Annotated in this window: 15 protein-coding genes and 1 pseudogene; 6 read left to right on the top strand and 10 right to left on the bottom strand. The window is 58.3% G+C overall.

Features of this window, described 5'->3' with window-relative positions; translation table 11 throughout:
• The first annotated feature begins 11 nt into the window (after window positions 1-11).
• Window positions 12-2,450 (top strand): TonB-dependent siderophore receptor, encoded by a 2,439-nt coding sequence (locus NIBR502773_RS15280; protein WP_141156365.1) that lies wholly within the window; start codon window positions 12-14, stop codon window positions 2,448-2,450.
• A 61-nt stretch (window positions 2,451-2,511) separates the two neighbouring features.
• Here the strand turns inward: NIBR502773_RS15280 and mnmE are convergent, their stop codons facing one another.
• The 5 genes and pseudogenes from mnmE to rpmH form a co-directional block, all read right to left on the bottom strand.
• Complete coding sequence (gene mnmE, locus NIBR502773_RS15285) at window positions 2,512-3,882, bottom strand: tRNA uridine-5-carboxymethylaminomethyl(34) synthesis GTPase MnmE (protein ID WP_141156366.1); 1,371 nt, start codon at window positions 3,880-3,882, stop codon at window positions 2,512-2,514.
• Window positions 3,883-3,961: 79 nt separating this feature from the next.
• Window positions 3,962-5,665, bottom strand: a complete 1,704-nt coding sequence (yidC, locus tag NIBR502773_RS15290) for a membrane protein insertase YidC (protein ID WP_115488320.1) — start codon at window positions 5,663-5,665, stop codon at window positions 3,962-3,964.
• Between the two features lie 2 nt (window positions 5,666-5,667).
• Window positions 5,668-5,913: a membrane protein insertion efficiency factor YidD gene (gene yidD / locus NIBR502773_RS15295; RefSeq protein WP_010207715.1), complete on the bottom strand. Its 246-nt coding sequence runs from the start codon at window positions 5,911-5,913 to the stop codon at window positions 5,668-5,670.
• Window positions 5,906-6,309, bottom strand: a pseudogene (rnpA, locus tag NIBR502773_RS15300) (ribonuclease P protein component). Before rnpA ends, yidD begins: the two are co-directional and overlap by 8 nt.
• Window positions 6,310-6,325: 16 nt before the next feature.
• Complete coding sequence (rpmH, locus tag NIBR502773_RS15305; protein ID WP_003213577.1) at window positions 6,326-6,460, bottom strand: 50S ribosomal protein L34; 135 nt, start codon at window positions 6,458-6,460, stop codon at window positions 6,326-6,328.
• Window positions 6,461-7,045: 585 nt separating this feature from the next.
• Between rpmH and dnaA the strand changes: the two genes are divergently transcribed.
• From dnaA to gyrB, 4 genes are read left to right on the top strand one after another with little or no spacing between them, the layout of a single operon-like run.
• Window positions 7,046-8,566, top strand: coding sequence for a chromosomal replication initiator protein DnaA (dnaA, locus tag NIBR502773_RS15310; protein WP_092488131.1), 1,521 nt, complete (start codon window positions 7,046-7,048; stop codon window positions 8,564-8,566).
• Window positions 8,567-8,604: 38 nt separating this feature from the next.
• Window positions 8,605-9,708: a DNA polymerase III subunit beta gene (gene dnaN, locus NIBR502773_RS15315; protein ID WP_005783345.1), complete on the top strand. Its 1,104-nt coding sequence runs from the start codon at window positions 8,605-8,607 to the stop codon at window positions 9,706-9,708.
• A 20-nt stretch (window positions 9,709-9,728) separates the two neighbouring features.
• A complete protein-coding gene (recF, locus tag NIBR502773_RS15320; RefSeq protein ID WP_027608164.1) occupies window positions 9,729-10,832 on the top strand; it encodes a DNA replication/repair protein RecF in 1,104 nt (367 codons plus the stop codon).
• Between the two features lie 4 nt (window positions 10,833-10,836).
• Window positions 10,837-13,254: a DNA topoisomerase (ATP-hydrolyzing) subunit B gene (gyrB, locus tag NIBR502773_RS15325; protein WP_065937907.1), complete on the top strand. Its 2,418-nt coding sequence runs from the start codon at window positions 10,837-10,839 to the stop codon at window positions 13,252-13,254.
• A gap of 106 nt (window positions 13,255-13,360) precedes the next feature.
• On the opposite strand, the gene NIBR502773_RS15330 is transcribed toward gyrB, so the two are convergent.
• The gene (locus NIBR502773_RS15330) at window positions 13,361-14,086 is read right to left on the bottom strand and encodes a response regulator transcription factor (protein WP_065937906.1); all 726 of its coding nucleotides are present in this window, start codon (window positions 14,084-14,086) and stop codon (window positions 13,361-13,363) included.
• A gap of 447 nt (window positions 14,087-14,533) precedes the next feature.
• Between NIBR502773_RS15330 and NIBR502773_RS15335 the strand changes: the two genes are divergently transcribed.
• Window positions 14,534-16,816 carry a CHASE2 domain-containing protein gene (locus NIBR502773_RS15335; RefSeq protein ID WP_065937905.1) on the top strand — a complete coding sequence of 761 codons (2,283 nt, stop codon included), beginning with the start codon at window positions 14,534-14,536 and terminating at the stop codon, window positions 16,814-16,816.
• A 179-nt stretch (window positions 16,817-16,995) separates the two neighbouring features.
• Here NIBR502773_RS15335 and NIBR502773_RS15340 read toward each other — a convergent pair whose 3' ends face one another.
• From NIBR502773_RS15340 to glyQ, 4 genes are all read right to left on the bottom strand, one after another.
• Window positions 16,996-17,766 (bottom strand): 1-acyl-sn-glycerol-3-phosphate acyltransferase, encoded by a 771-nt coding sequence (locus tag NIBR502773_RS15340; RefSeq protein WP_065926814.1) that lies wholly within the window; start codon window positions 17,764-17,766, stop codon window positions 16,996-16,998.
• An 82-nt stretch (window positions 17,767-17,848) separates the two neighbouring features.
• Window positions 17,849-18,385 carry a D-glycero-beta-D-manno-heptose 1,7-bisphosphate 7-phosphatase gene (gmhB, locus tag NIBR502773_RS15345; protein ID WP_162494271.1) on the bottom strand — a complete coding sequence of 179 codons (537 nt, stop codon included), beginning with the start codon at window positions 18,383-18,385 and terminating at the stop codon, window positions 17,849-17,851.
• Window positions 18,386-18,387: 2 nt separating this feature from the next.
• Window positions 18,388-20,442 (bottom strand): glycine--tRNA ligase subunit beta, encoded by a 2,055-nt coding sequence (gene glyS / locus NIBR502773_RS15350; protein ID WP_141156367.1) that lies wholly within the window; start codon window positions 20,440-20,442, stop codon window positions 18,388-18,390.
• Window positions 20,439-21,392, bottom strand: coding sequence for a glycine--tRNA ligase subunit alpha (gene glyQ / locus NIBR502773_RS15355; protein ID WP_003187265.1), 954 nt, complete (start codon window positions 21,390-21,392; stop codon window positions 20,439-20,441). The genes glyS and glyQ overlap by 4 nt, the downstream gene beginning before the upstream one ends.
• Window positions 21,393-21,449: the final 57 nt, after the last annotated feature.

A 21,449-nucleotide genomic window follows, 5' to 3' on the forward strand; every position in this document is an offset into this window, starting at 1 on the left:
CTTACCCACCTATGCGCCTTCGCACCAAGCTCCGCCAGCGACTTTCCTACCACGGTATGACGTGCAGCCTGCTGCTCGGCACAGCAGCCACAGCCGGTGTTTTGCTATCCAGTGACGCCATGGCCGCCAGCGCGGTGCAGCATTACGCCATTGCGGCCGGTCCCCTGGACAATGCCTTGAGCCAATTTGCCGCCAGGGCGAATGTGATTCTGTCTTTCTCGCCCCAACAAACCGCGCGCTTGAACACCACCGGGCTGGAAGGTGACTATTCGGTTGAGCAAGGCTTTGCACTGTTGCTGCAGAACTCGGGGTTACAAGCGGTAGTCCAGGCGCCAGGCAGCTATGTCCTGCAGGCCATTCCTACAGGGCAACTCACGCTCGCGCCCACCACGGTCAGCACTTATCAACAGGCTGGGTTCAATCAAGAGATTGCCGGGGATGTGGGCTACAAAGCGCAAAACAGCCGTATCGGCACCAAGACCAGCACGCCTCTGTCGGAAACACCGCGTTCGGTATCGGTCGTCACCGGCCAGCGCATCAAGGACCAGAAGTCGCAGTCCCTGACTGAAGTATTGGGCTACGTGCCAGGTATCTTCGCGCCGCCCTTTGCTGCTGGCGACGGTCTCGCGGGTGACTTGTTCTTCATCCGCGGTTTCAATGCCACGGATTACGGCTACGGCCTGCTGCGAGATGGCCTGCGTGTACAAGGCAATCGGTACGACACCACCAGTGAGCCTTATGGCCTGGAGCGGGTCGAAATTTTCCGTGGGCCCTCTTCCCTGCTGTACGGTGAAAACGCGCCTGGCGGTTTAGTGAACCTGGTGAGCAAACATCCGACTGCCACGCCGCAAGGTGAAGTGCAGCTCGGTTATGGCTCGAATAATCGGCGTCAGTTGGGTGTGGATATCTCTGGTCCACTCAACGACAGCGGCAACATCCTTGGCCGGGTGGTGATGCTCGGCCGCAAGTCCGATACGCAGACTGACCATGTTCCTGATGATCGCCTGTACATCGCGCCTTCATTGACCCTGAATTTCGACGACTTCAACACGCTCACGCTGTTGGCCAATTACCAAAAGGACCACACCAATCTGGAACTCGGCCTACCCGCCGCGGGGACCTTGCTTACAAATCCGAACGGAAAGCTGTCCAAGCACACCATGCTCGGCGACCCGGACTGGAATACGTTCGAACGTGAAGCCTGGAGCAGCGGCTACGAATTCAGCCACAGCTTCAATGATGAGTGGCAGTTCCGCCAGAACTCGCGGTACATGCAATCGCGCATCAACCGTCACGAAACCTGGCCGGGCACATTGAACAATGGCGGTTTCGGCACCCAATTGAACATGACGGCCTACGACCGCTACAACAAGTCGATGGTCTACTCCCTGGATAACCAGTTGGAAGGCAAATTCCAGGTAGGGGACCTGGAAAATACGGTGCTGTTCGGCGCCAGTTATGACCGCACTTCGTTCAACCAGGATTGGGACGCAGGCTTCGCCGGCACCATCAATGTGTATAACCCCGTGTACCTGCGTGAGCCGCTTACCCCGGTGGCTGTGCAAAACACCTTGCTCGAGCAGCAGATGAAGGGTGTTTATGCACAAATCCAGAGCAAGTATGACCACTGGTTGTTCCTGCTGGGCGGCCGCCAGGACTGGGTCGACAGTGATTTCCGCGACAAGGTCAACAAGGCCAGCAACACCGGCTCCGAAGACCGCAAGTTTACCTACCAGGGCGGGGTGATGTACCAGTTCGACAACGGCCTGACACCGTACGTGAGCTACTCCACCGCATTTGTGCCCGTACAGCAGATCTCCAACGCCGGCTCACCGTTGAAACCGATCACCAGCAGTCAGTACGAAGTGGGTGTGAAGTACGAACCGGTCGGCTGGGATACGGCGATGACCCTGTCGGTGTATGACTTGCGCAAGGAAGACGACACCTACCTCGACGCCACCACCAACAGCTACCGCCAGGTGGGCGAAAGCCGGGCCAAAGGGGCCGAGGTCGAGGTGAACAGCAACATCACGCCCAACCTGAATGTGACCGCAGCCTACACCTACACTGACGCTCGTATTACCAAGGACTCGGCTACCTCGCTGGTCGAGGGGCATCAGATGACGGGGGTTCCGCGCAACCAGGCCTCGGTGTGGGGCAAGTACCGCTTCCTCGATGGCCAACTCAAGGGCTTGTCCCTGGGCGGCGGTGTGCGCTATTTCGACAGTACGTTTTCTTACACCCAGCCAAGCCTGTACGGAAAGCTGGATGCTGGGAGCGTCACTCTGGTGGACGCAGCCGTCGGCTATCAGATCGACAAGCACTGGTCAGTGGACGTGAACGCCAAGAACCTGTTCGACAAGGAGTATGTTTCTGGCTGCAACGACGCGGGCCGCTGCTACTGGGGTGACAGTCGTACACTGCTTGGGACTGTTTCGTACAACTGGTGATGGACGAAGGCCTGAAGAATCAAAAATATTCTTCAAGCCGCTATCGCTGGCAAGCCAACTCCTACTTGCCGATACAGAAGCTGGAGAAGATCCGTCCCAACAAATCATCGGAGCTGAATGCGCCGGTGATTTCTCCCAACAGCTGCTGCGCCTGGCGAAGATCCTCAGCCAGCAGCTCCCCCGCCCCCGCCAAGGTCAACTGCGCCCGGCCGTGCTCCAATGCCGCGCTTGCATGGCGCAGCGCCTCCAGGTGCCTGCGGCGCGCACTGAAGCTGCTTTCCGACGTCTGCTCGTAACCCATGCAGGCCTTGAGATGCTCGCGCAGCAATTCCAGGCCCTCACCCGCAGACTTGGCGCTCAGGCTGATAGTGACGTGGCCATCAGTGCTGGTTTCCATCGCAATGGTTTCACCCGTCAGGTCGGCTTTGTTACGAATCAAGGTGACTTTGGCCGGGTCTGGCCGTTGTTCGAGGAATTCCGGCCACAATGCAAAAGGATCCACAGCCTCCGGCGCGGTGGCGTCCACCACCAGCAGTACCCGGTCCGCTTCGCCGATGGCTTTGAGCGCGCGTTCCACGCCGATCTTTTCCACCTGGTCATCGGTATTGCGTAAACCGGCGGTGTCGACGACGTGCAACGGCATGCCATCGATGTGGATATGTTCGCGCAGGATATCCCGGGTGGTGCCGGCGATCTCGGTGACAATGGCTGCTTCACGCCCCGCCAGCGCATTGAGCAGGCTGGATTTGCCCGCATTGGGACGCCCGGCGATCACGACGGTCATGCCGTCTCGCAGCAACGCGCCTTGCCCGGCTTCCCGAAGGACTGTGGATAACTCATCACGGACCTTATCCAGCATCGCCAATACATGGCCATCGGCAAGGAAGTCGATTTCCTCTTCAGGAAAATCAATCGCCGCCTCGACGTAGATGCGCAGGCTGATCAACTGTTCGGTCAAGTTATGCACACGCAGGGAAAAAGCGCCCTGCAGAGAGCGCAGCGCATTGCGTGCAGCTTGCGCAGAACTGGCCTCGATCAAATCGGCAATCGCCTCGGCCTGTGCCAGGTCGAGCTTGTCGTTGAGGAATGCCCGCTCACTGAACTCACCTGGGCGAGCCAGGCGGCAACCCAACTGCAGGCAGCGTTGCAGCAACATATCCAGAACGATCGGGCCGCCGTGCCCCTGCAATTCCAGCACGTCTTCGCCCGTGAAGGAGTTGGGTCCCGGGAAATACAGGGCCAGGCCTTCGTCCAATACTTCCTCATCAGAGCCGAGGAACGGGCCGTAATGGGCATAGCGCGGCTTCAACTCTCGCCCGCTGATGGCCTTCGCGGCAATACCGGCGAGCGGTCCGGAAATACGAACGATACCGACACCGCCGCGACCCTGAGCGGTAGCGACAGCAGCGATGGTTTCACGAGGAGCGCTCATCAGCAGGTTCCAGAATAAAAGTGACGGAAAGCAAAACGCCCCACTAGGGGGCGTCTTGAGTGGTTACCCACAGAGTAAATTACGCCTCGGCTTTTTTGGTAGCCGCTTCGATTTTACGTGTGATGTACCACTGTTGAGAGATCGACAACACGTTGTTGACCACCCAGTACAGAACCAGGCCAGCCGGGAACCACAGGAAGAAGAAGGTGAAGATGATTGGCATCATTTTCATCACCTTGGCCTGCATCGGATCCGGCGGCGTCGGGTTCAGGCGCTGCTGGATAAACATGGTCGCGCCCATGATGATCGGCAGGATAAAGAACGGGTCTTTGATCGACAGGTCAGTTATCCACAGCATGAACGGTGCCTGGCGCATTTCCACGCTTTCCAGGAGTACCCAGTACAGCGACAGGAATACCGGCATCTGTACCAGAATCGGCAAGCATCCACCCAGCGGGTTGATCTTCTCTTTCTTGTACAGCTCCATCATGGCCTGCGACATTTTCTGCCGGTCATCACCATGTTGTTCTTTCAGCGCGGCCAGTTTAGGCGCCACGGCACGCATGCGCGCCATCGACTTGTAGCTGGCGGCCGACAGTGGGAAGAAGATCCCCTTGATCAGCATGGTCAGGAAGATGATCGACCAGCCCCAGTTACCGACGATGCTGTGGATATGTTGCAGCAGCCAGAAGATCGGCTGGGCAATGAACCACAGGATGCCGTAGTCCACAGTCAGTTCCAGACCTGGGGATAACTCTTTCAGCACGGCCTGGCTTTTCGGGCCTGCGTACAGCGTAGCGCTGGTTTCAGCCTTGGCGCCTGGAGCAACGGTCATCGCCGGGCCGGTGTAGCCGATGATGTAGTTGCCTTTGCTGTCCTTGCGCGCCAGTACGGAATTGTTCTGGCCAGGCTGAGGAATCCACGCGGTCACGAAGTAGTGTTGCAGCCAGGCTACCCAGCCACCGTTCACGTTATAGGTGATCGGCGCCTTGGTTTTGTCTTCGGCCACTTTATCCATGTCTTTCATGGATACTTTTTTGTACGGCTCCGAACTTGTCCACAGGGCGGCGCCCAGGTAAGTCGCGGTACCCGTCGCAGTGCTGGACGATGGATCGGAGCTGGCGTCACGCTTGAGCTGCGCAAACATTGCGCCGGTCCAAGGCTGGGCGCTCTGGTTGTCGATCAGATAGGTGACAACGATGTCGTACAGGCCGCGCTTGAGTGTGAAGCGCTTGATGTAGTTGACGCCGTCCTTGCTGAACTTCAAGTCCACGACCAGTTGGTCTTGGCCATCTGCCAGTTGATAGCTCTTCTTCTCCGCAGAGAAAATCGGACGACCGGTTGCACTCGCATCAGGGCCGTTGGTGCCGATCAGGCCACTTTGTGCCTGGTAAACACGTTCACCACCGTTATCGAACAACTGGAATGGGATTTCCGGGTGATCCTGACGACGCGGATACAGCGGAAGTGTCAGCTTTGCAACATCGCCACCTTGCGGGTCGATAGCCAGGTCCAACACATCCGTCTTGATCTGGATGAGGTCGGTGCTTGCGGCAACTGCAACTTCAGCAGGTGCTTTTGTTTCGCCCGCTGCCCGTGGAATGTCATCACTGGCGGCAGTATTGGTGCCACTTACTGTATCGGGAAGCCCCGCTGGAACAGCATTGGCAGCAACATTCTGAGTCGGCAGGGCAGCCTGGCCATAGTCCTGGTTCCACTTAAGGACCATGACGTAGGACACGATTGCCAGGGCGACGATCAGGATCGTGCGTTTAATATCCATGATTACTCGGCCATCGAAGAAGAACGGGAGGTAGGGATAGGTGGAACCGGGTCATAACCACCGGGATTCCACGGATGACAGCGACCTAAACGACGAAAGGTCAGCCAGCCACCGCGCAGAAGACCATGATTTTCTATGGCCTCTAACGCGTAGCAGGAACAACTGGGGTAGAAACGACAGTGGCTGGCCATCAGAGGACTAATGGCATAGCGATAAAACTGGATCGGAACGAGTGCCAGTTTACGCATCGGTGCTGTCTACCCCTACAGTTTCGGTGCTGACTGCTGGTGCTGGTTTGTTGGTACGCGCCAGACGTTTCCAGAGCTTGCCGAAATGCTGAATCAATTCGGGGTTTTCTACATCCCCCAAGCCTTTGCGCGCGACGATAACAATATCCCAACCAACCAGAGTGTCCTGGTGGAGACGAAACGATTCGCGCATCAGACGCTTGAGGCGATTGCGCTCAACGGAGAGCTTTACGCTCTTCTTGCCGATCACCAACCCGAGCCGGGGGTGATCAAGATCGTTGTTACGCGCAAGGAGCAGGAGATTTTTCCCCGGAACCTTGCCGGTGGGGGAGTCAAAGACTGCCTTGAAGTGCCGGGGGTTAGCAGACGCTTTTCCCGACTGAAGTCCTGACTCACCACCAGTACCGGATTATCAAACTGCCAGACGCGCACGACCTTTGGCGCGGCGACGCGACAGGACAGCACGGCCGTTCTTGGTAGCCATGCGAGCACGGAAGCCGTGGGTACGGGCGCGTTTGATGGTGCTTGGTTGGAAAGTACGTTTCATGGCGTTGTTACCTGGTTCGTCCACAACGGGCCGGAATGGCCCCCGTTTTAAGAGACCGGCGATTCTAGAGAAAGCAAGCCTCTAGGTCAATTTCCAACCAGCTTTTCCTTCAATTAGATCTTTACGGGCCTCCAGACCTTTTCTTTCCGTTCTGCTTCCATGAGCAATGCCATAGATATAAAAATAAAGAAGGAAATTATTTAAAGCTTTTCTGTAAAGCTTATAAAAGCTAGGCAGGGCATCCTCTGTGGATAACTTCCTTAAGGCCATATTCCACGTGCTGTACAGAGAATGACAACATGGGGGAGAAGCGGTGCTCTGCCTGTGCTGCGCTGTCGGATAAGCTGTGTGTGGAATGGCATGTTATCCACAGGCCAGTTACCCACAGACTTTCGACCCCACTTGTACAACGAGCTCAGGCGCGCTTATCCACAGAGCTTATGCACAGACCATCTGTCGCATTTTTTGCAGTTAAGGCATTGATTTTGGCTGGCCTGTGAGCAACCTACATGTGGATAAGTGGGCTGCTGGCCGCTACAATGGCGGCTGTTTTTGCCTCACCGGCTTTCAACTTAGGGGATATCCGTGTCAGTGGAACTTTGGCAGCAGTGCGTGGAGCTTTTGCGCGATGAGCTGCCTGCCCAGCAATTCAACACCTGGATCCGCCCGCTACAGGTCGAAGCCGAAGGCGACGAGTTGCGTGTCTATGCGCCCAATCGTTTTGTTCTCGACTGGGTCAACGAGAAGTACCTGAGCCGCGTTCTCGAATTGCTCGATGAACACGGCAATGGCCTTGCGCCCGTGCTCTCCTTATTAATAGGCAGCAAACGCAGCTCGGCACCGCGTGCTGCACCGAATGCTCCGCTCGCAGCGAGTGCCTCGCAGGCTCAAGCCCCTGTGGCGCCTGTTAATAACTCGCCAGCGCCGGTTGCCCAGACGCCTTCGAAATCCTCGTCGCAGAACAACGCGCCTATCAATGAAGAGCCGTCCCGCGACAGCTTCGATCCGATGGCGGGTGCCAGTTCCCAGCAGGCTCCGGTCCGCGCCGAGCAGCGCACGGTGCAGGTCGAAGGTGCGCTCAAGCACACCAGCTACCTGAACCGCACGTTCACCTTCGAGAACTTCGTCGAAGGTAAATCCAACCAGCTGGCCCGCGCTGCCGCCTGGCAGGTCGCCGATAACCCCAAGCATGGTTACAACCCGCTCTTCCTTTATGGAGGCGTTGGCTTGGGTAAGACCCACTTGATGCACGCCGTGGGTAACCACCTATTAAAGAAGAACCCGAATGCCAAGGTTGTGTACCTGCACTCGGAGCGCTTCGTGGCTGACATGGTCAAGGCCCTGCAGCTCAATGCGATCAACGAGTTCAAGCGGTTCTACCGCTCCGTTGATGCATTGCTGATCGATGACATTCAATTCTTCGCGCGCAAGGAGCGTTCCCAGGAAGAATTTTTCCACACCTTCAACGCCCTGCTCGAAGGCGGCCAACAGGTCATCCTGACCAGTGACCGTTACCCGAAGGAAATCGAAGGTCTGGAAGAACGCTTGAAGTCGCGCTTTGGTTGGGGCCTTACCGTTGCGGTAGAGCCGCCGGAGCTGGAAACCCGCGTTGCGATCCTGATGAAAAAGGCCGACCAGGCGAAAGTCGATCTGCCCCACGACGCCGCGTTTTTCATCGCCCAACGCATCCGTTCCAACGTGCGTGAGCTGGAAGGTGCGCTCAAGCGTGTCATCGCGCACTCTCACTTCATGGGCCGCGACATCACCATCGAGCTGATTCGCGAATCCCTGAAAGACTTGCTGGCATTGCAGGACAAACTGGTGAGTGTGGATAACATCCAGCGCACCGTGGCCGAGTACTACAAGATCAAGATTTCCGACCTGCTGTCCAAGCGTCGTTCGCGCTCGGTGGCGCGTCCGCGTCAGGTGGCCATGGCACTCTCCAAGGAGTTGACCAACCATAGCCTGCCGGAAATCGGGGATGTGTTTGGCGGCCGCGACCACACCACGGTCTTGCACGCATGCCGCAAGATCAACGAACTTAAGGAATCCGACGCGGATATTCGCGAGGACTACAAGAACCTGCTGCGTACACTGACTACGTGATGACACCAGCGCAGCTTATTAAGGCAAGGGACTAGACCATGCATTTCACCATTCAACGCGAAGCCCTGTTGAAACCCCTGCAACTGGTCGCAGGCGTCGTCGAGCGCCGACAGACCTTGCCGGTGCTCTCCAACGTATTGCTGGTGGTCGAAGGCCAGCAATTGTCCCTGACCGGTACCGACCTTGAAGTCGAGCTGGTCGGTCGCGTGCAACTGGAAGAACCCGCTGAACCTGGCGAGATCACAGTACCCGCGCGCAAGCTGATGGACATCTGCAAAAGCCTGCCGAACGACGCGCTGATCGACATCAAGGTTGATGAGCAGAAGTTGGTGGTCAAGGCGGGTCGCAGTCGTTTCACGCTGTCTACTTTGCCGGCCAATGATTTCCCGACTGTGGAAGAAGGCCCGGGCTCACTGACCTGCAGCCTGGAGCAAAGCAAACTGCGCCGTCTGATTGAGCGCACCAGCTTCGCCATGGCCCAGCAGGACGTACGTTACTACCTCAACGGCATGCTGCTGGAGGTGTCGGAAGGCATCATTCGCGCCGTGGCCACTGACGGTCACCGTCTGGCGATGTGCTCGATGCGCGCCGATATCGGTCAACCTGACCGTCACCAGGTGATCGTGCCGCGTAAGGGTATTCTCGAACTGGCGCGCCTGCTCACCGAGCCGGATGGCAATGTCAGCATCGTGCTGGGTCAGCACCATATCCGCGCGACCACCGGCGAGTTCACCTTCACCTCCAAGCTGGTCGACGGCAAGTTCCCGGATTACGAGCGCGTTCTGCCTAAAGGCGGCGACAAGCTGGTGATCGGTGATCGCCAGGCCCTGCGTGAAGCGTTCAGTCGTACTGCGATCCTGTCCAACGAGAAGTACCGAGGCATTCGTCTCCAGCTGGCCAACGGTCAGTTGAAAATCCAGGCCAATAACCCGGAGCAGGAAGAAGCGGAAGAGGAAGTGGGCGTCGACTACAACGGCGGTTCTTTGGAAATCGGCTTCAACGTGAGCTACTTGCTGGACGTGCTGGGTGTGATGACCACCGAACAGGTTCGCCTGATCCTGTCCGACTCCAACAGCAGCGCCCTGGTGCAGGAATCCGATAATGACGACTCGGCTTACGTTGTTATGCCGATGCGCCTGTAATCATGCCCAGCAGAAGCTAGATGTCCCTTAGTCGCGTCTCGGTCACCGCGGTGCGCAATCTGCACCCGGTGACCTTCTCCCCCTCCCCCCGCATCAATATCCTCCACGGCGCCAACGGCAGTGGCAAAACCAGCGTGCTGGAAGCCATCCACCTGCTAGGGCTTGCCCGTTCCTTTCGCAGTGCCCGCTTGTTACCGGTGATTCAGTACGAACAGCTGGCCTGCACGGTATTTGGCCAAGTCGAACTGGCAGAGGGTGGGCACAGCAGCCTGGGGATTTCTCGTGATCGCGGCGGTGAGTTCCAGATTCGCATCGACGGGCAAAATGCTCGCAGTGCCGCACAACTGGCAGAGATCCTGCCGTTGCAACTGATCAACCCTGACAGCTTCCGCTTGTTGGAAGGCGCGCCGAAGATCCGCAGGCAGTTCCTCGACTGGGGAGTGTTCCACGTGGAACCGCGATTCATGGCGACGTGGCAGCGCCTGCAGAAGGCCCTGCGGCAGCGGAACTCATGGCTGCGGCATGGTACACTTGACGCCGCTTCGCAAGCGGCCTGGGACCGGGAATTGTGCCTGGCCAGCGATGAAATAGATGAATACCGCCGCGCCTATATCAAAGCCTTGAAACCAGTCTTTGAGCAGACCTTGAGTGAGTTGTTGGATCTCGAGGGGCTGACGCTGAGTTACTACCGTGGCTGGGACAAAGACCGTGAGCTGAGTGCAGTGCTCGCGACGTCCCTGCAGCGGGATCAGCAAATTGGCCATACCCAGGCCGGACCCCAACGGGCTGATTTGCGTCTTAGATTAGGCGCACACAATGCTGCGGATATCTTGTCCCGCGGCCAGCAGAAGTTGGTGGTGTGTGCACTGCGGATCGCCCAGGGGCATCTGGTTAGCCAAGCCCGACGTGGTCAGTGTATTTATCTGGTGGATGACTTGCCGTCTGAACTCGACGAGCAACACCGCCGTGCGTTATGCCGCTTGTTGGAAGACTTACGCTGCCAGGTGTTTATCACCTGTGTAGACCACGAATTATTGAGGGAAGGCTGGCAGACGGAAACGCCAGTCGCTTTGTTCCACGTGGAACAAGGCCGTATCACCCAGACCCACGACCATCGGGAGTGAAGGCATGAGCGAAGAAAACACGTACGACTCGACCAGCATTAAAGTGCTGAAAGGTTTGGATGCCGTACGCAAACGTCCCGGTATGTACATTGGCGACACTGATGACGGTAGCGGTCTGCACCACATGGTGTTCGAGGTGGTCGACAACTCCATCGACGAAGCTTTGGCCGGTCACTGCGACGACATCAGCATCATCATCCATCCGGACGAATCCATTACCGTGCGCGACAACGGTCGCGGCATCCCGGTAGATGTGCACAAAGAAGAAGGTGTTTCGGCGGCAGAGGTCATCATGACCGTGCTCCACGCCGGCGGTAAGTTCGACGACAACTCCTACAAAGTCTCCGGTGGTTTGCACGGTGTGGGTGTGTCGGTGGTGAACGCTCTGTCCGAAGAGCTGATCCTGACCGTTCGCCGCAGTGGCAAGATCTGGGAGCAGACCTACGTCCACGGTGTGCCACAGGAGCCGATGAAAATCGTTGGTGACAGTGAAAGCACCGGTACCCAGATCCATTTCAAGCCATCGGCTGAAACTTTCAAGAACATCCACTTCAGCTGGGACATCCTGGCCAAGCGGATTCGTGAATTGTCCTTCCTCAACTCCGGTGTCGGCATCGTCCTCAAGGATGAGCGCAGCGGCAAGGAAGAGCTGTTCAAATACGAAGGCGGCTTGCGTGCGTTCGTTGAATACCTGAACACCAACAAGACTGCGGTCAACCAGGTGTTCCACTTCAACATCCAGCGTGAAGACGGCATCGGCGTGGAAATCGCCCTGCAATGGAACGACAGCTTCAACGAGAACCTGTTGTGCTTCACCAACAACATTCCACAGCGTGACGGTGGCACTCACTTGGTGGGTTTCCGTTCGGCGCTGACGCGTAACCTGAACACCTACATCGAAGCCGAAGGCCTGGCGAAGAAGCATAAGGTCGCCACCACTGGTGACGATGCCCGTGAAGGCCTGACCGCGATCATCTCGGTGAAAGTGCCGGACCCTAAATTCAGCTCCCAGACCAAAGACAAGCTGGTGTCTTCCGAAGTGAAAACTGCGGTTGAACAGGAGATGGGTAAGTACTTCTCGGACTTCCTGCTGGAAAACCCGAACGAAGCCAAGCTGGTTGTCGGCAAGATGATCGACGCCGCACGTGCCCGTGAAGCGGCGCGTAAAGCCCGTGAGATGACCCGCCGTAAAGGTGCGCTGGATATTGCCGGCTTGCCAGGCAAACTGGCTGACTGCCAGGAGAAGGACCCTGCCCTTTCCGAACTGTACCTGGTGGAAGGTGACTCTGCTGGCGGTTCCGCCAAGCAGGGTCGTAACCGTCGCACCCAGGCCATCCTGCCGTTGAAGGGTAAGATCCTCAACGTCGAGAAGGCTCGTTTCGACAAGATGATTTCCTCCCAGGAAGTCGGCACCTTGATCACGGCACTGGGCTGCGGTATTGGCCGAGACGAGTACAACATTGACAAGTTGCGCTATCACAACATCATCATCATGACCGATGCTGACGTCGACGGTTCGCACATCCGTACCCTGCTGCTGACCTTCTTCTTCCGTCAGTTGCCGGAGCTGATCGAGCGTGGCTACATCTACATCGCCCAGCCGCCGTTGTACAAAGTGAAGAAAGGCAAGCAAGAGCAATACATCAAAGACGACGACGCCATGGAAGAGTACATGACGCAGTCGGCCCTGGAAGATGCCAGCCTGCACTTGAACGACGAAGCCCCGGGGATCTCCGGCGAGGCGCTGGAGCGTCTGGTTAACGACTTCCGTATGGTGATGAAGACGCTCAAGCGCCTGTCGCGCCTGTACCCACAGGAACTGACCGAGCACTTCATCTACCTGCCGTCCGTAAGCCTGGAGCAGTTGGGCGACCACGCACACATGCAGGAATGGCTGGCCCAGTACGAAGTACGCCTGCGTACTGTCGAAAAATCCGGCCTGGTGTACAAAGCCAGCCTGCGTGAAGACCGTGAGCGCAACGTATGGTTGCCAGAGGTCGAATTGATCTCCCACGGCCTGTCGAACTACGTCACCTTCAACCGCGACTTCTTCGGCAGCAACGACTACAAGACCGTTGTGACCCTCGGCGCGCAACTGAGCACCCTGCTGGACGATGGTGCTTATATTCAGCGTGGCGAGCGTAAGAAAGCGGTCAAGGAGTTCAAGGAAGCCCTGGACTGGTTGATGGCGGAAAGCACCAAGCGCCATACGATCCAGCGATACAAAGGTCTGGGCGAAATGAACCCGGATCAACTGTGGGAAACCACCATGGACCCAGCCCAGCGCCGTATGCTGCGTGTAACCATCGAGGACGCCATTGGCGCAGACCAGATCTTCAACACCCTGATGGGTGATGCGGTCGAACCTCGCCGTGATTTCATCGAGAGCAATGCCCTGGCAGTGTCTAACCTGGATTTCTGATCCAGGTACGACGCCTAAAATAAAAAAGGCCAACGCATAGCGTTGGCCTTTTTTATTGCGTGGAAATCATCTTCTGCAAAATGCTCCACGTGGAACATCGTGTTTTTTATCCATGAGAAGAAGCCGCCGCCACACTCTCCAATCGATACCCATACCCATAGATCGTCAACAATTGCCAACCCCTGTCAGCGGTAAGCCCGAGCTTGTTGCGTAGCCGATAGATATGCGTATCCAGCGGCCGCGAGGACACCATTTCTTCATGGGTCCAGAACCGCTCATAAAGGTACTCGCGCGACAGCGGCCGAGCCAGGTTGGCGAACAAGCAGCTCGCCAGGCGATATTCGCGCTCGGTGAGGTTGATCGGTTTGCCTGCGCGTGTGACGGTCAACTCTGCGTCGTCGAAGGTCAGGTCGTTGAAACTCTGCACTTCAGGGGTTGCCGATCTCTGCAGGCCATGCCGACGTAGAACGGCTGTCACTCGTGCCTTCAGTTCGTTAGGCCGAAAGGGTTTACTGACGTAATCGTCGGCGCCACTGTTCAATGCGCTGACGATATCGCTTTCGGCATCACGGCTGGTGAGCATGATGACTGCAGGTGGCGACTCCATGTGTTCACGGGTCCAGCGCAGTAAGGCAATACCGGTGATGTCGGGCAGTTGCCAGTCGAGTATCAGCAGGTCGAAGGTCTCCCGACGCAACTGACGCAGCAGGTCTTCGCCGCGTTCGAAGCAATGCAGGGACCAGGGTTGTTCGGCGGTGCTGGGGATTTGTCGCAGTGTCTGTTCCACCCGTCGCAATTCAGCGGGTTCGTCATCCAGTATTGCGACACGCATGGGTGGGTCCTTTCTTCTTGAAGAGTACGGCAGTCGTATTGAGGGGCACGTACTGCGCAGATGCCGGTCAATGAATCTGAAGAATTGTGCTCAGGTTCGTCGACCCCTTGGATCTCTCGGTACGCTGGGATCAATAAGCGAATATGCCATTGAAAGTCCTCCATACCGATGTGGGAAAGATACCGGCTCCAGGCCTTAAGGAAAAGGATCAGCCGACGCGTGCGCTGTCGTAAACTCCTGTGCCCGATAGTGGATGCCCTTTGGAATCCCCGCCGTTATGAACATCCAGCAGGAAATTTTTTCCACCGCGCCGAAAATGAGCTTCACTGGGCTCAACGCGTCGTTCTATCACGTACGTGTGTCGGCTTACGCCATGCAACGCCTGAGGAGGAATCGGGGGTCTATGCCATCTTCTATCGCACGCCAACAACTCAGGCGCGTTGATCCATGATGCTCTGGGGAAAGGCCGAAAAGCGCCAACCCACCCATGCCCAGCGCCTGTTCCACGGTCTGGTACGTGAGTGGTTATGGATCGGTTTGCTGCTGTTGCCAATCACTGCCTACCTCTCGATGAGTCCTGGCCTGGCCTTGAACAACCCGCTATACGACAGCCTTCGTCGTCTGGCACCGCTGCCGGTGGATCCGCGTATCCTGCTGGTGACCATCGATGACCCTAGCCTGAAGAAACTCGGCCAGTGGCCCTGGCCGCGCAGTGTGCACGCCGACCTGATCGATCGCCTGAGCGCGGCGCAACCGGCCGGTATCCTGTTTGATGTGGTCTTCAGCGAGCCCGGTAACCCGGTCAATGACAAGCGCCTGGCCGACGCGGTGTGCAACGCCGGCAACGTATTGTTGCCCTTGGCTCGTGACGATTCGGCCAGCTATAGCCAGCCTGGGGCACAAATGTTGTCACTGCTCAAATGTGCCAAGGGTGTCGGGCACATCAATGTGGAGGCGGATAGCGATGGCGTGGTCCGCAGGCTGTATATGCGCGAGGGACCAGCCGACGCCACGGCGCTTCAGTTAGCGTGGCTGGCTTTCGTGATGAGCGGGCAATCGGCCGAGATGCCCGGGGAACCTCTGCCATCGATCACCCAGGATTGGCACCGGGAGCATGCTGTCCGTATCCCGTTTATTGCTGCCGACACCCATTTCCCGAGTGTGTCTTATGCCAGCGTATTACACGGTGAGGTCCCTCCTGAGCGGTTACGGGGCCGTCTGATTCTGGTGGGGGCAACTGCGTCGGGCATGGGCGATCGCTTTGTCACCCCGCTCTCGCCTATGGCCGGTACGACTGCGGGTGTGGAGATCCAGGCCAATGTACTCAATGGCTTGCTGCAAGGTCGAAGTATCGTCGATATGCCCGGTTGGCTGGCCGCACTGATGGCAACGTCCCTGGTGGCGGTGCTGTTGGGCCTGCTGCTCTACCGCCCACGCTATGCGCTGTGGATGACCCTGGGGTGCATGTGCATGGCCTTGCTCGGTTCAGCGGCCTTATTGCGCCTGGGCTACTGGTGGTCGCCCGCGGCCTGTTGGATCGGTTTGCTGCTCAGCTACCTGATCTGGAACTGGCGGCGTCTCAGCGTGATCCTGGCCTACTTTGGCTGGGAATTGGCGCGCCTGGATCACGAACCCAAAGTCTTGCCCGAACGCCGTCGTGCACCCGCCAGCAAAGGTGATGTATTACAGGGCCGTATCTTTGCCTTGGAGCAAGCCGTCAGTCGTACGCGGGACACCCGACGGTTTATGGCCGATGGGTTGGAATGCCTGCCGGTGGCAACACTGATCACAGACACCCAGGGAAATGTCCTGTTGGCCAACCGCATCGCCCGGGAAGTGTTCGGCAATGATCTGATCAACCATAACCTTCTGGAGCAACTGGCCGACCTGGGTTATCCGCCGCTGCACAATGGCGTACGCCCTACCCTCTCGACACTGGAACTCATCGAGTTTCGTGATATCCATCAACGCAGCCTGCGCATGGAGCTTGCCCCCTTGCTGCCGGCCGAAGGGGATGTCGCGCTTGGCTGGCTGTTGAGCCTCACCGACCTGAGCAAGGAACGCGAGGCCCAGCAGCATCGGGAAACCATGCTGCGCTTCCTCTCCCACGACTTGCGTGCACCCCATTCGGCGATCCTCGCCCTGTTGGATGTGCACGGCAGTGAGTCGCCGATATTCGCCCAGATAGAGCAACAAGTACGCCGCGCCTTGAGCCTGACCGAATCATTTGTGCAACTGGCGAGGGCTGAGGCCGATGGCTACCAGTTCGAGCCTACGCTGTTCGCCATGTTGGTAATGGATGCCTTTGATCAAGTGGCCGTGATCGCCCAGCTCAAGGGGATTCACCTGGTCCACGATCTGGATGAGGCCGACGAAGGGATGGTGTCAGCCGATCAATCGCTGCTCACCCGCGCATTGTTCAATGTGCTGGAGAACGCGATCAAATACTCTCCGTCCGGTACCACTGTCCGGCTGCGGCACAGCAGCGCGCAAGGCTGGTTGGAATGCCGCATCAGCGACCAGGGCCCAGGGATAGCCGCCGAGGATTTGCCGGAACTGTTCAGCCAGTACAAGCGCTTTGACTCGGCCCAAGGCAGCGAAGGGCTGGGGTTGGGACTGAGCATGGTCAAGGCGGTGGTGGAGCGTCATGGGGGCCGTATCGAGTGTGAAAGCACCGTGGGCAAAGGCACCACTTTCAGCCTGCAGCTGCCCTTGCTGGACGACGGCTAAAACGTACCTTTGCGCTGTGCATAAAAAACCGGTCTCAAGGACCGGTTTTTTAATGCGGAAAAAACTTATGCACGTTTTTTGCGATTTTAATGGATTTGGAAATATCTAACTAAATCAACTTATTAGGACCAAAAAAAGCCAATTCGCCAACAAAGCGTACACAGGTTATCCACAGATGCTCATACCACCGGCGTCTCCACCACAATCGGCTCCGGCGGCAGGGAACCCATGGCCCGCTGCTGCGCTTCATTCCATGCCTGGGCACGGTCATTCAGCGCGGCAATGGCGCGTGGGCCTTCCCCTTCTGCGTACATTGGCTCGCCTATCACCACAGTGATGGTGCCCGCGCGTTTTGCCCAACCCGCCTTCGGCCAGAACTTGCCGGCGTTATGCGCAATCGGCAGCACCGGCAGGTTGGCGTTGACTGCCAATGCGGTACCGCCGCGAGAGAACTTGCCGACTGTCCCAAAGGGTACCCGCGTACCTTCCGGGAAGATCAGCACCCACACGCCATCCTTGAGCAGTTCATCGCCCTTCTTGGCGACATGCTTGAGCGCCGCCTTGGGGTTGTCACGGTCGATGGCGATCGGGCGCAACATGGCCATGGCCCAGCCGAAGAACGGCACGTACAGCAACTCGCGCTTGAGCACCTGGCTCAACGGCGAGAAGTAAGCCGAGAGGAAGAAGGTCTCCCAGGTGCTCTGGTGGTTCGACAGAATCACGCACGGCTGGTCCGGTACGTTTTCAGCGCCCTTGATCTCGAAGCGAATGTTCAGGAACACCTTGGTCAGCCACAACGCGCAGCGGCACCAATAGACGTTGATAAAGCGATAGCGCGCCTTGAACGGCAGGAACGGCGCAATAAAAAAGCTCAGGGTGCACCAGAGAAACGAACTGGTGCCCAGCAGCAGGTAAAAGAAAAAGGTTCTGATGGCCTGCAAAATCGACATGGCGGCATTTACCGTTGCGGGACATGGCCCGCCTGTTAAAAGCGCACTCCCGAACAGTCCTTGGCCAGGAAGTCGAGGGCGGCTAGTTGTTGATAAGTTCTGCGGCAACCGCCGCCAGATCGTCAAAAATCAAGGTGCCTACCGGCAGGTTTTTCGCCTGGGTCTTTTCGCCTTTCCCGGTCTTTACCAAAACTGGCTGAGAGTCGACGGCTTTGGCCGCCTCCAGGTCACCGAGGCTGTCCCCGACGAACCATATCCCAGCCAAGGGCACCTTGTAATGTTCTGCAATGATTTTCAACATGCCAGGCTTGGGTTTGCGGCAATCGCAGCCCTCATCCGGCCCGTGAGGGCAATACACCACCAGCCCCACCTCACCGCCCTGCTCCGCCACCAGCGTGCGCAAGCGCGCGTGCATGGCGTCCAGGGTGGCGATGTCGTAATAGCCGCGGGCGATGCCGGACTGGTTGGTAGCGATGGCCACCGTCCAGCCGGCTTTGCTCAACTGCGCGATGGCCTCGATCGAACCGGGCAGTGGAATCCATTCCGCCACCGACTTGATGTAAGCGTCGGAGTCGTAGTTGATCACCCCGTCCCGATCGAGAATCAGCAGTTTCAACATGGTCAGCTCAGCGTCGAAATGTCAGCGATGTTGACGAACAGGCCACGCAGGCGCGCCAGCATGGCGTAGCGGTTTTTCCGCACGCCGGCATCTTCGGCATTGATCATCACCGCTTCGAAGAACGCATCCACCGGCTCACGCAAGGTCGCCAGGCGTGCCAGGGCTTCGGCGTAATTGCGTTCGGCGATCAGCGGCTTCACCGCGTTCTCCGCCTTGGCAATGGCAGAATTCAGCGAGAACTCCTTGGCATCGGCAAACAAGCCTGGGTCGACATCGGCGTTGCCCAGGCCTTCGGCCTTGCTCAGCAGGTTCGACACACGCTTGTTCACAGCGGCCAGGGCATCGGCTTCCGGCAGCTTACGGAACGCCTGTACGGCTTGTACGCGTTGATCGAAGTCCAGCGCCGAACCTGGTTGCAGGGCACGTACCGACAGGTAGACGGAAACGTCCACGCCTTCGTCTTCATAACGCGCGCGCAGGCGGTCGAACACGAACTCCAGCACTTGCTCGGCCAGGCCGGCTTGCTTGACCTTGCCACCGAACTGGCCGACCGCGAACACCACGGCCTGGGTCAGGTCGAGGTCGAGCTTCTTGTCGATCAGGATACGCAGCACGCCCAGGGCCGCACGACGCAGGGCGTACGGGTCTTTGCTACCGGTAGGCAGCATGCCGATACCGAAGATACCGACGAGGGTATCCAGCTTGTCGGCGATGGCCACGGCCGCACCGGTCAGGGTGGTCGGCAGCTCGGCGCCGGCGCCACGCGGCATGTACTGCTCGTTCAGCGCCAGCGCGACATCGTCCGCCTCGCCATCGTTGAGGGCGTAGTAGTAACCGGCAACGCCCTGCATCTCCGGGAACTCGCCGACCATCTCAGTGGCCAGGTCGCACTTGGACAGCAAGCCTGCACGCGCAGCCCAGGCGGCATCACCGCCGATGCGTGGGGCAATGTAGGCCGCCAGCTTGGAAACGCGCACGGCCTTGTCGTAGACGCTGCCGAGTTTTTCCTGGAACACCACGTTCTGCAGGCGCAGGTTGAAGTCTTCGAGTTTCTGCTTCTTGTCTTGCTTGAAGAAGAACTCGGCGTCAGTCAGGCGCGGACGCACGACCTTCTCGTTACCGGCGATGATCTGCTGCGGGTCCTTGCTTTCGATGTTGGCCACGGTGATAAAGCGCGGCAGCAACTTGCCGTCCACGTCCAGCAGGCAGAAATACTTCTGGTTGTCCTGCATGGTGGTGATCAGCGCTTCCTGCGGCACATCGAGGAAACGTTCTTCGAACGAGCACACCAGCGGCACCGGCCATTCAACCAGCGCGGTCACTTCGTCGAGCAGGCTTGGCGGCACGATGGCGGTGCCTTCCTGCAGGCGGGCGAGTTCTTCGGTGCGCTTGCTGATCAGCTCGCGACGCTCGTTGGCATCGGCCAGCACGTAGGCTGCACGCAGATCGGCGGCATAGTTAGCCGGCGAAGTGATGCGCACCGCTTGTGGATGGTGGAAGCGATGGCCACGGGAATCACGGCCAGCTTTCTGGGCGAGGATGGTGCAATCGATGACCTGGTCACCGAGCAGCATCACCAGCCACTGGGTCGGGCGCACGAACTCTTCCTTGCGCGCGCCCCAGCGCATGCGCTTGGGAATCGGCAGGTCGTTCAGGGAGTCTTCGACGATGGTCGGCAACAGGCTGGCGGTGGGCTTGCCTGTGATGACCTGGCTGAAACGCAGTTTCGGGCCGCTCTGGTCGATCTCGCTCAGCTCGACGCCACACTTCTTGGCGAAGCCCAGTGCGGCTTGGGTCGGGTTGCCTTCGGCGTCGAAAGCCGCCTGGCGTGGCGGGCCGTCGAGGTTGATGCTGCGGTCCGGCTGCTGGGTTTCCAGCGCGGTCAGCAACACGGCCAGGCGGCGCGGTGCGGCGTAGACTTTTTTCGCTTCAAACTTCAGGCCGGCGCTCTGCAGGCCTTTTTCGATACCGGCCAGGAACGCATCGGCCAGGGTATTGAGTGCCTTGGGTGGCAGCTCTTCGGTGCCCAGTTCAACCAGGAAATCTTGAGCACTCATTGTGCAGCCTCCAGCTTAGCCAACACTTCATCACGCAGGTCCGGGGTAGCCATCGGGAAGCCCAGCTTGGCGCGAGCCAGCAGGTAGGCTTGGGCGACGGAACGCGCCAGGGTGCGTACACGCAGGATGTATTGCTGGCGCGCGGTTACCGAGATGGCACGACGGGCGTCCAGCAGGTTGAAGGTATGGGATGCCTTCAACACCATTTCATAGCTCGGCAACGGCAGCGGCTGGTCGAGTTCGATCAGGCGCTTGGCTTCGCTTTCATAGAAGTCGAACAGTTCGAACAGCTTGTCGACGTTGGCGTGTTCGAAGTTGTAGGTCGATTGCTCCACTTCGTTCTGGTGGAACACGTCGCCATAGGTCACTTTGCCGAACGGGCCGTCAGCCCACACCAGGTCGTAGACCGAATCCACGCCCTGCAGGTACATGGCCAGGCGTTCAAGACCGTAGGTGATCTCGCCGGTCACCGGGTAGCATTCGATGCCACCGGCCTGCTGGAAGTAGGTGAACTGGGTGACTTCCATGCCATTGAGCCAGACTTCCCAGCCCAGGCCCCAGGCGCCGAGGGTGGGCGACTCCCAGTTGTCTTCGACGAAACGGATGTCGTGCACCAGCGGGTCGAGGCCCACGTGCTTGAGCGAGCCCAGGTACAGTTCCTGGAAGTTGTCCGGGTTCGGCTTCAGGACTACCTGGAACTGATAGTAGTGCTGCAGACGGTTCGGGTTTTCGCCGTAGCGGCCGTCAGTCGGGCGACGACTGGGCTGCACATAAGCGGCGTTCCAGGTTTCCGGGCCGATGGCCCGCAGGAATGTAGCGGTGTGGAAAGTGCCGGCGCCTACTTCCATATCGTAGGGCTGAAGTACCACACAACCTTGCTCGGCCCAGTATTGCTGGAGGGCGAGGATCAAGTCTTGGAAGGTACGCACGGCTGGCGTAGGCTGGCTCACGAAATTCACCTGTTACTTGGGCTGCGATTTAAAGAGCGGGAGTATACCCGATTCGGC

It is taken from the genome of Pseudomonas sp. NIBRBAC000502773, from assembly GCF_006517195.1.
GTDB classification, from domain to species: Bacteria; Pseudomonadota; Gammaproteobacteria; order Pseudomonadales; family Pseudomonadaceae; genus Aquipseudomonas; species Aquipseudomonas marginalis.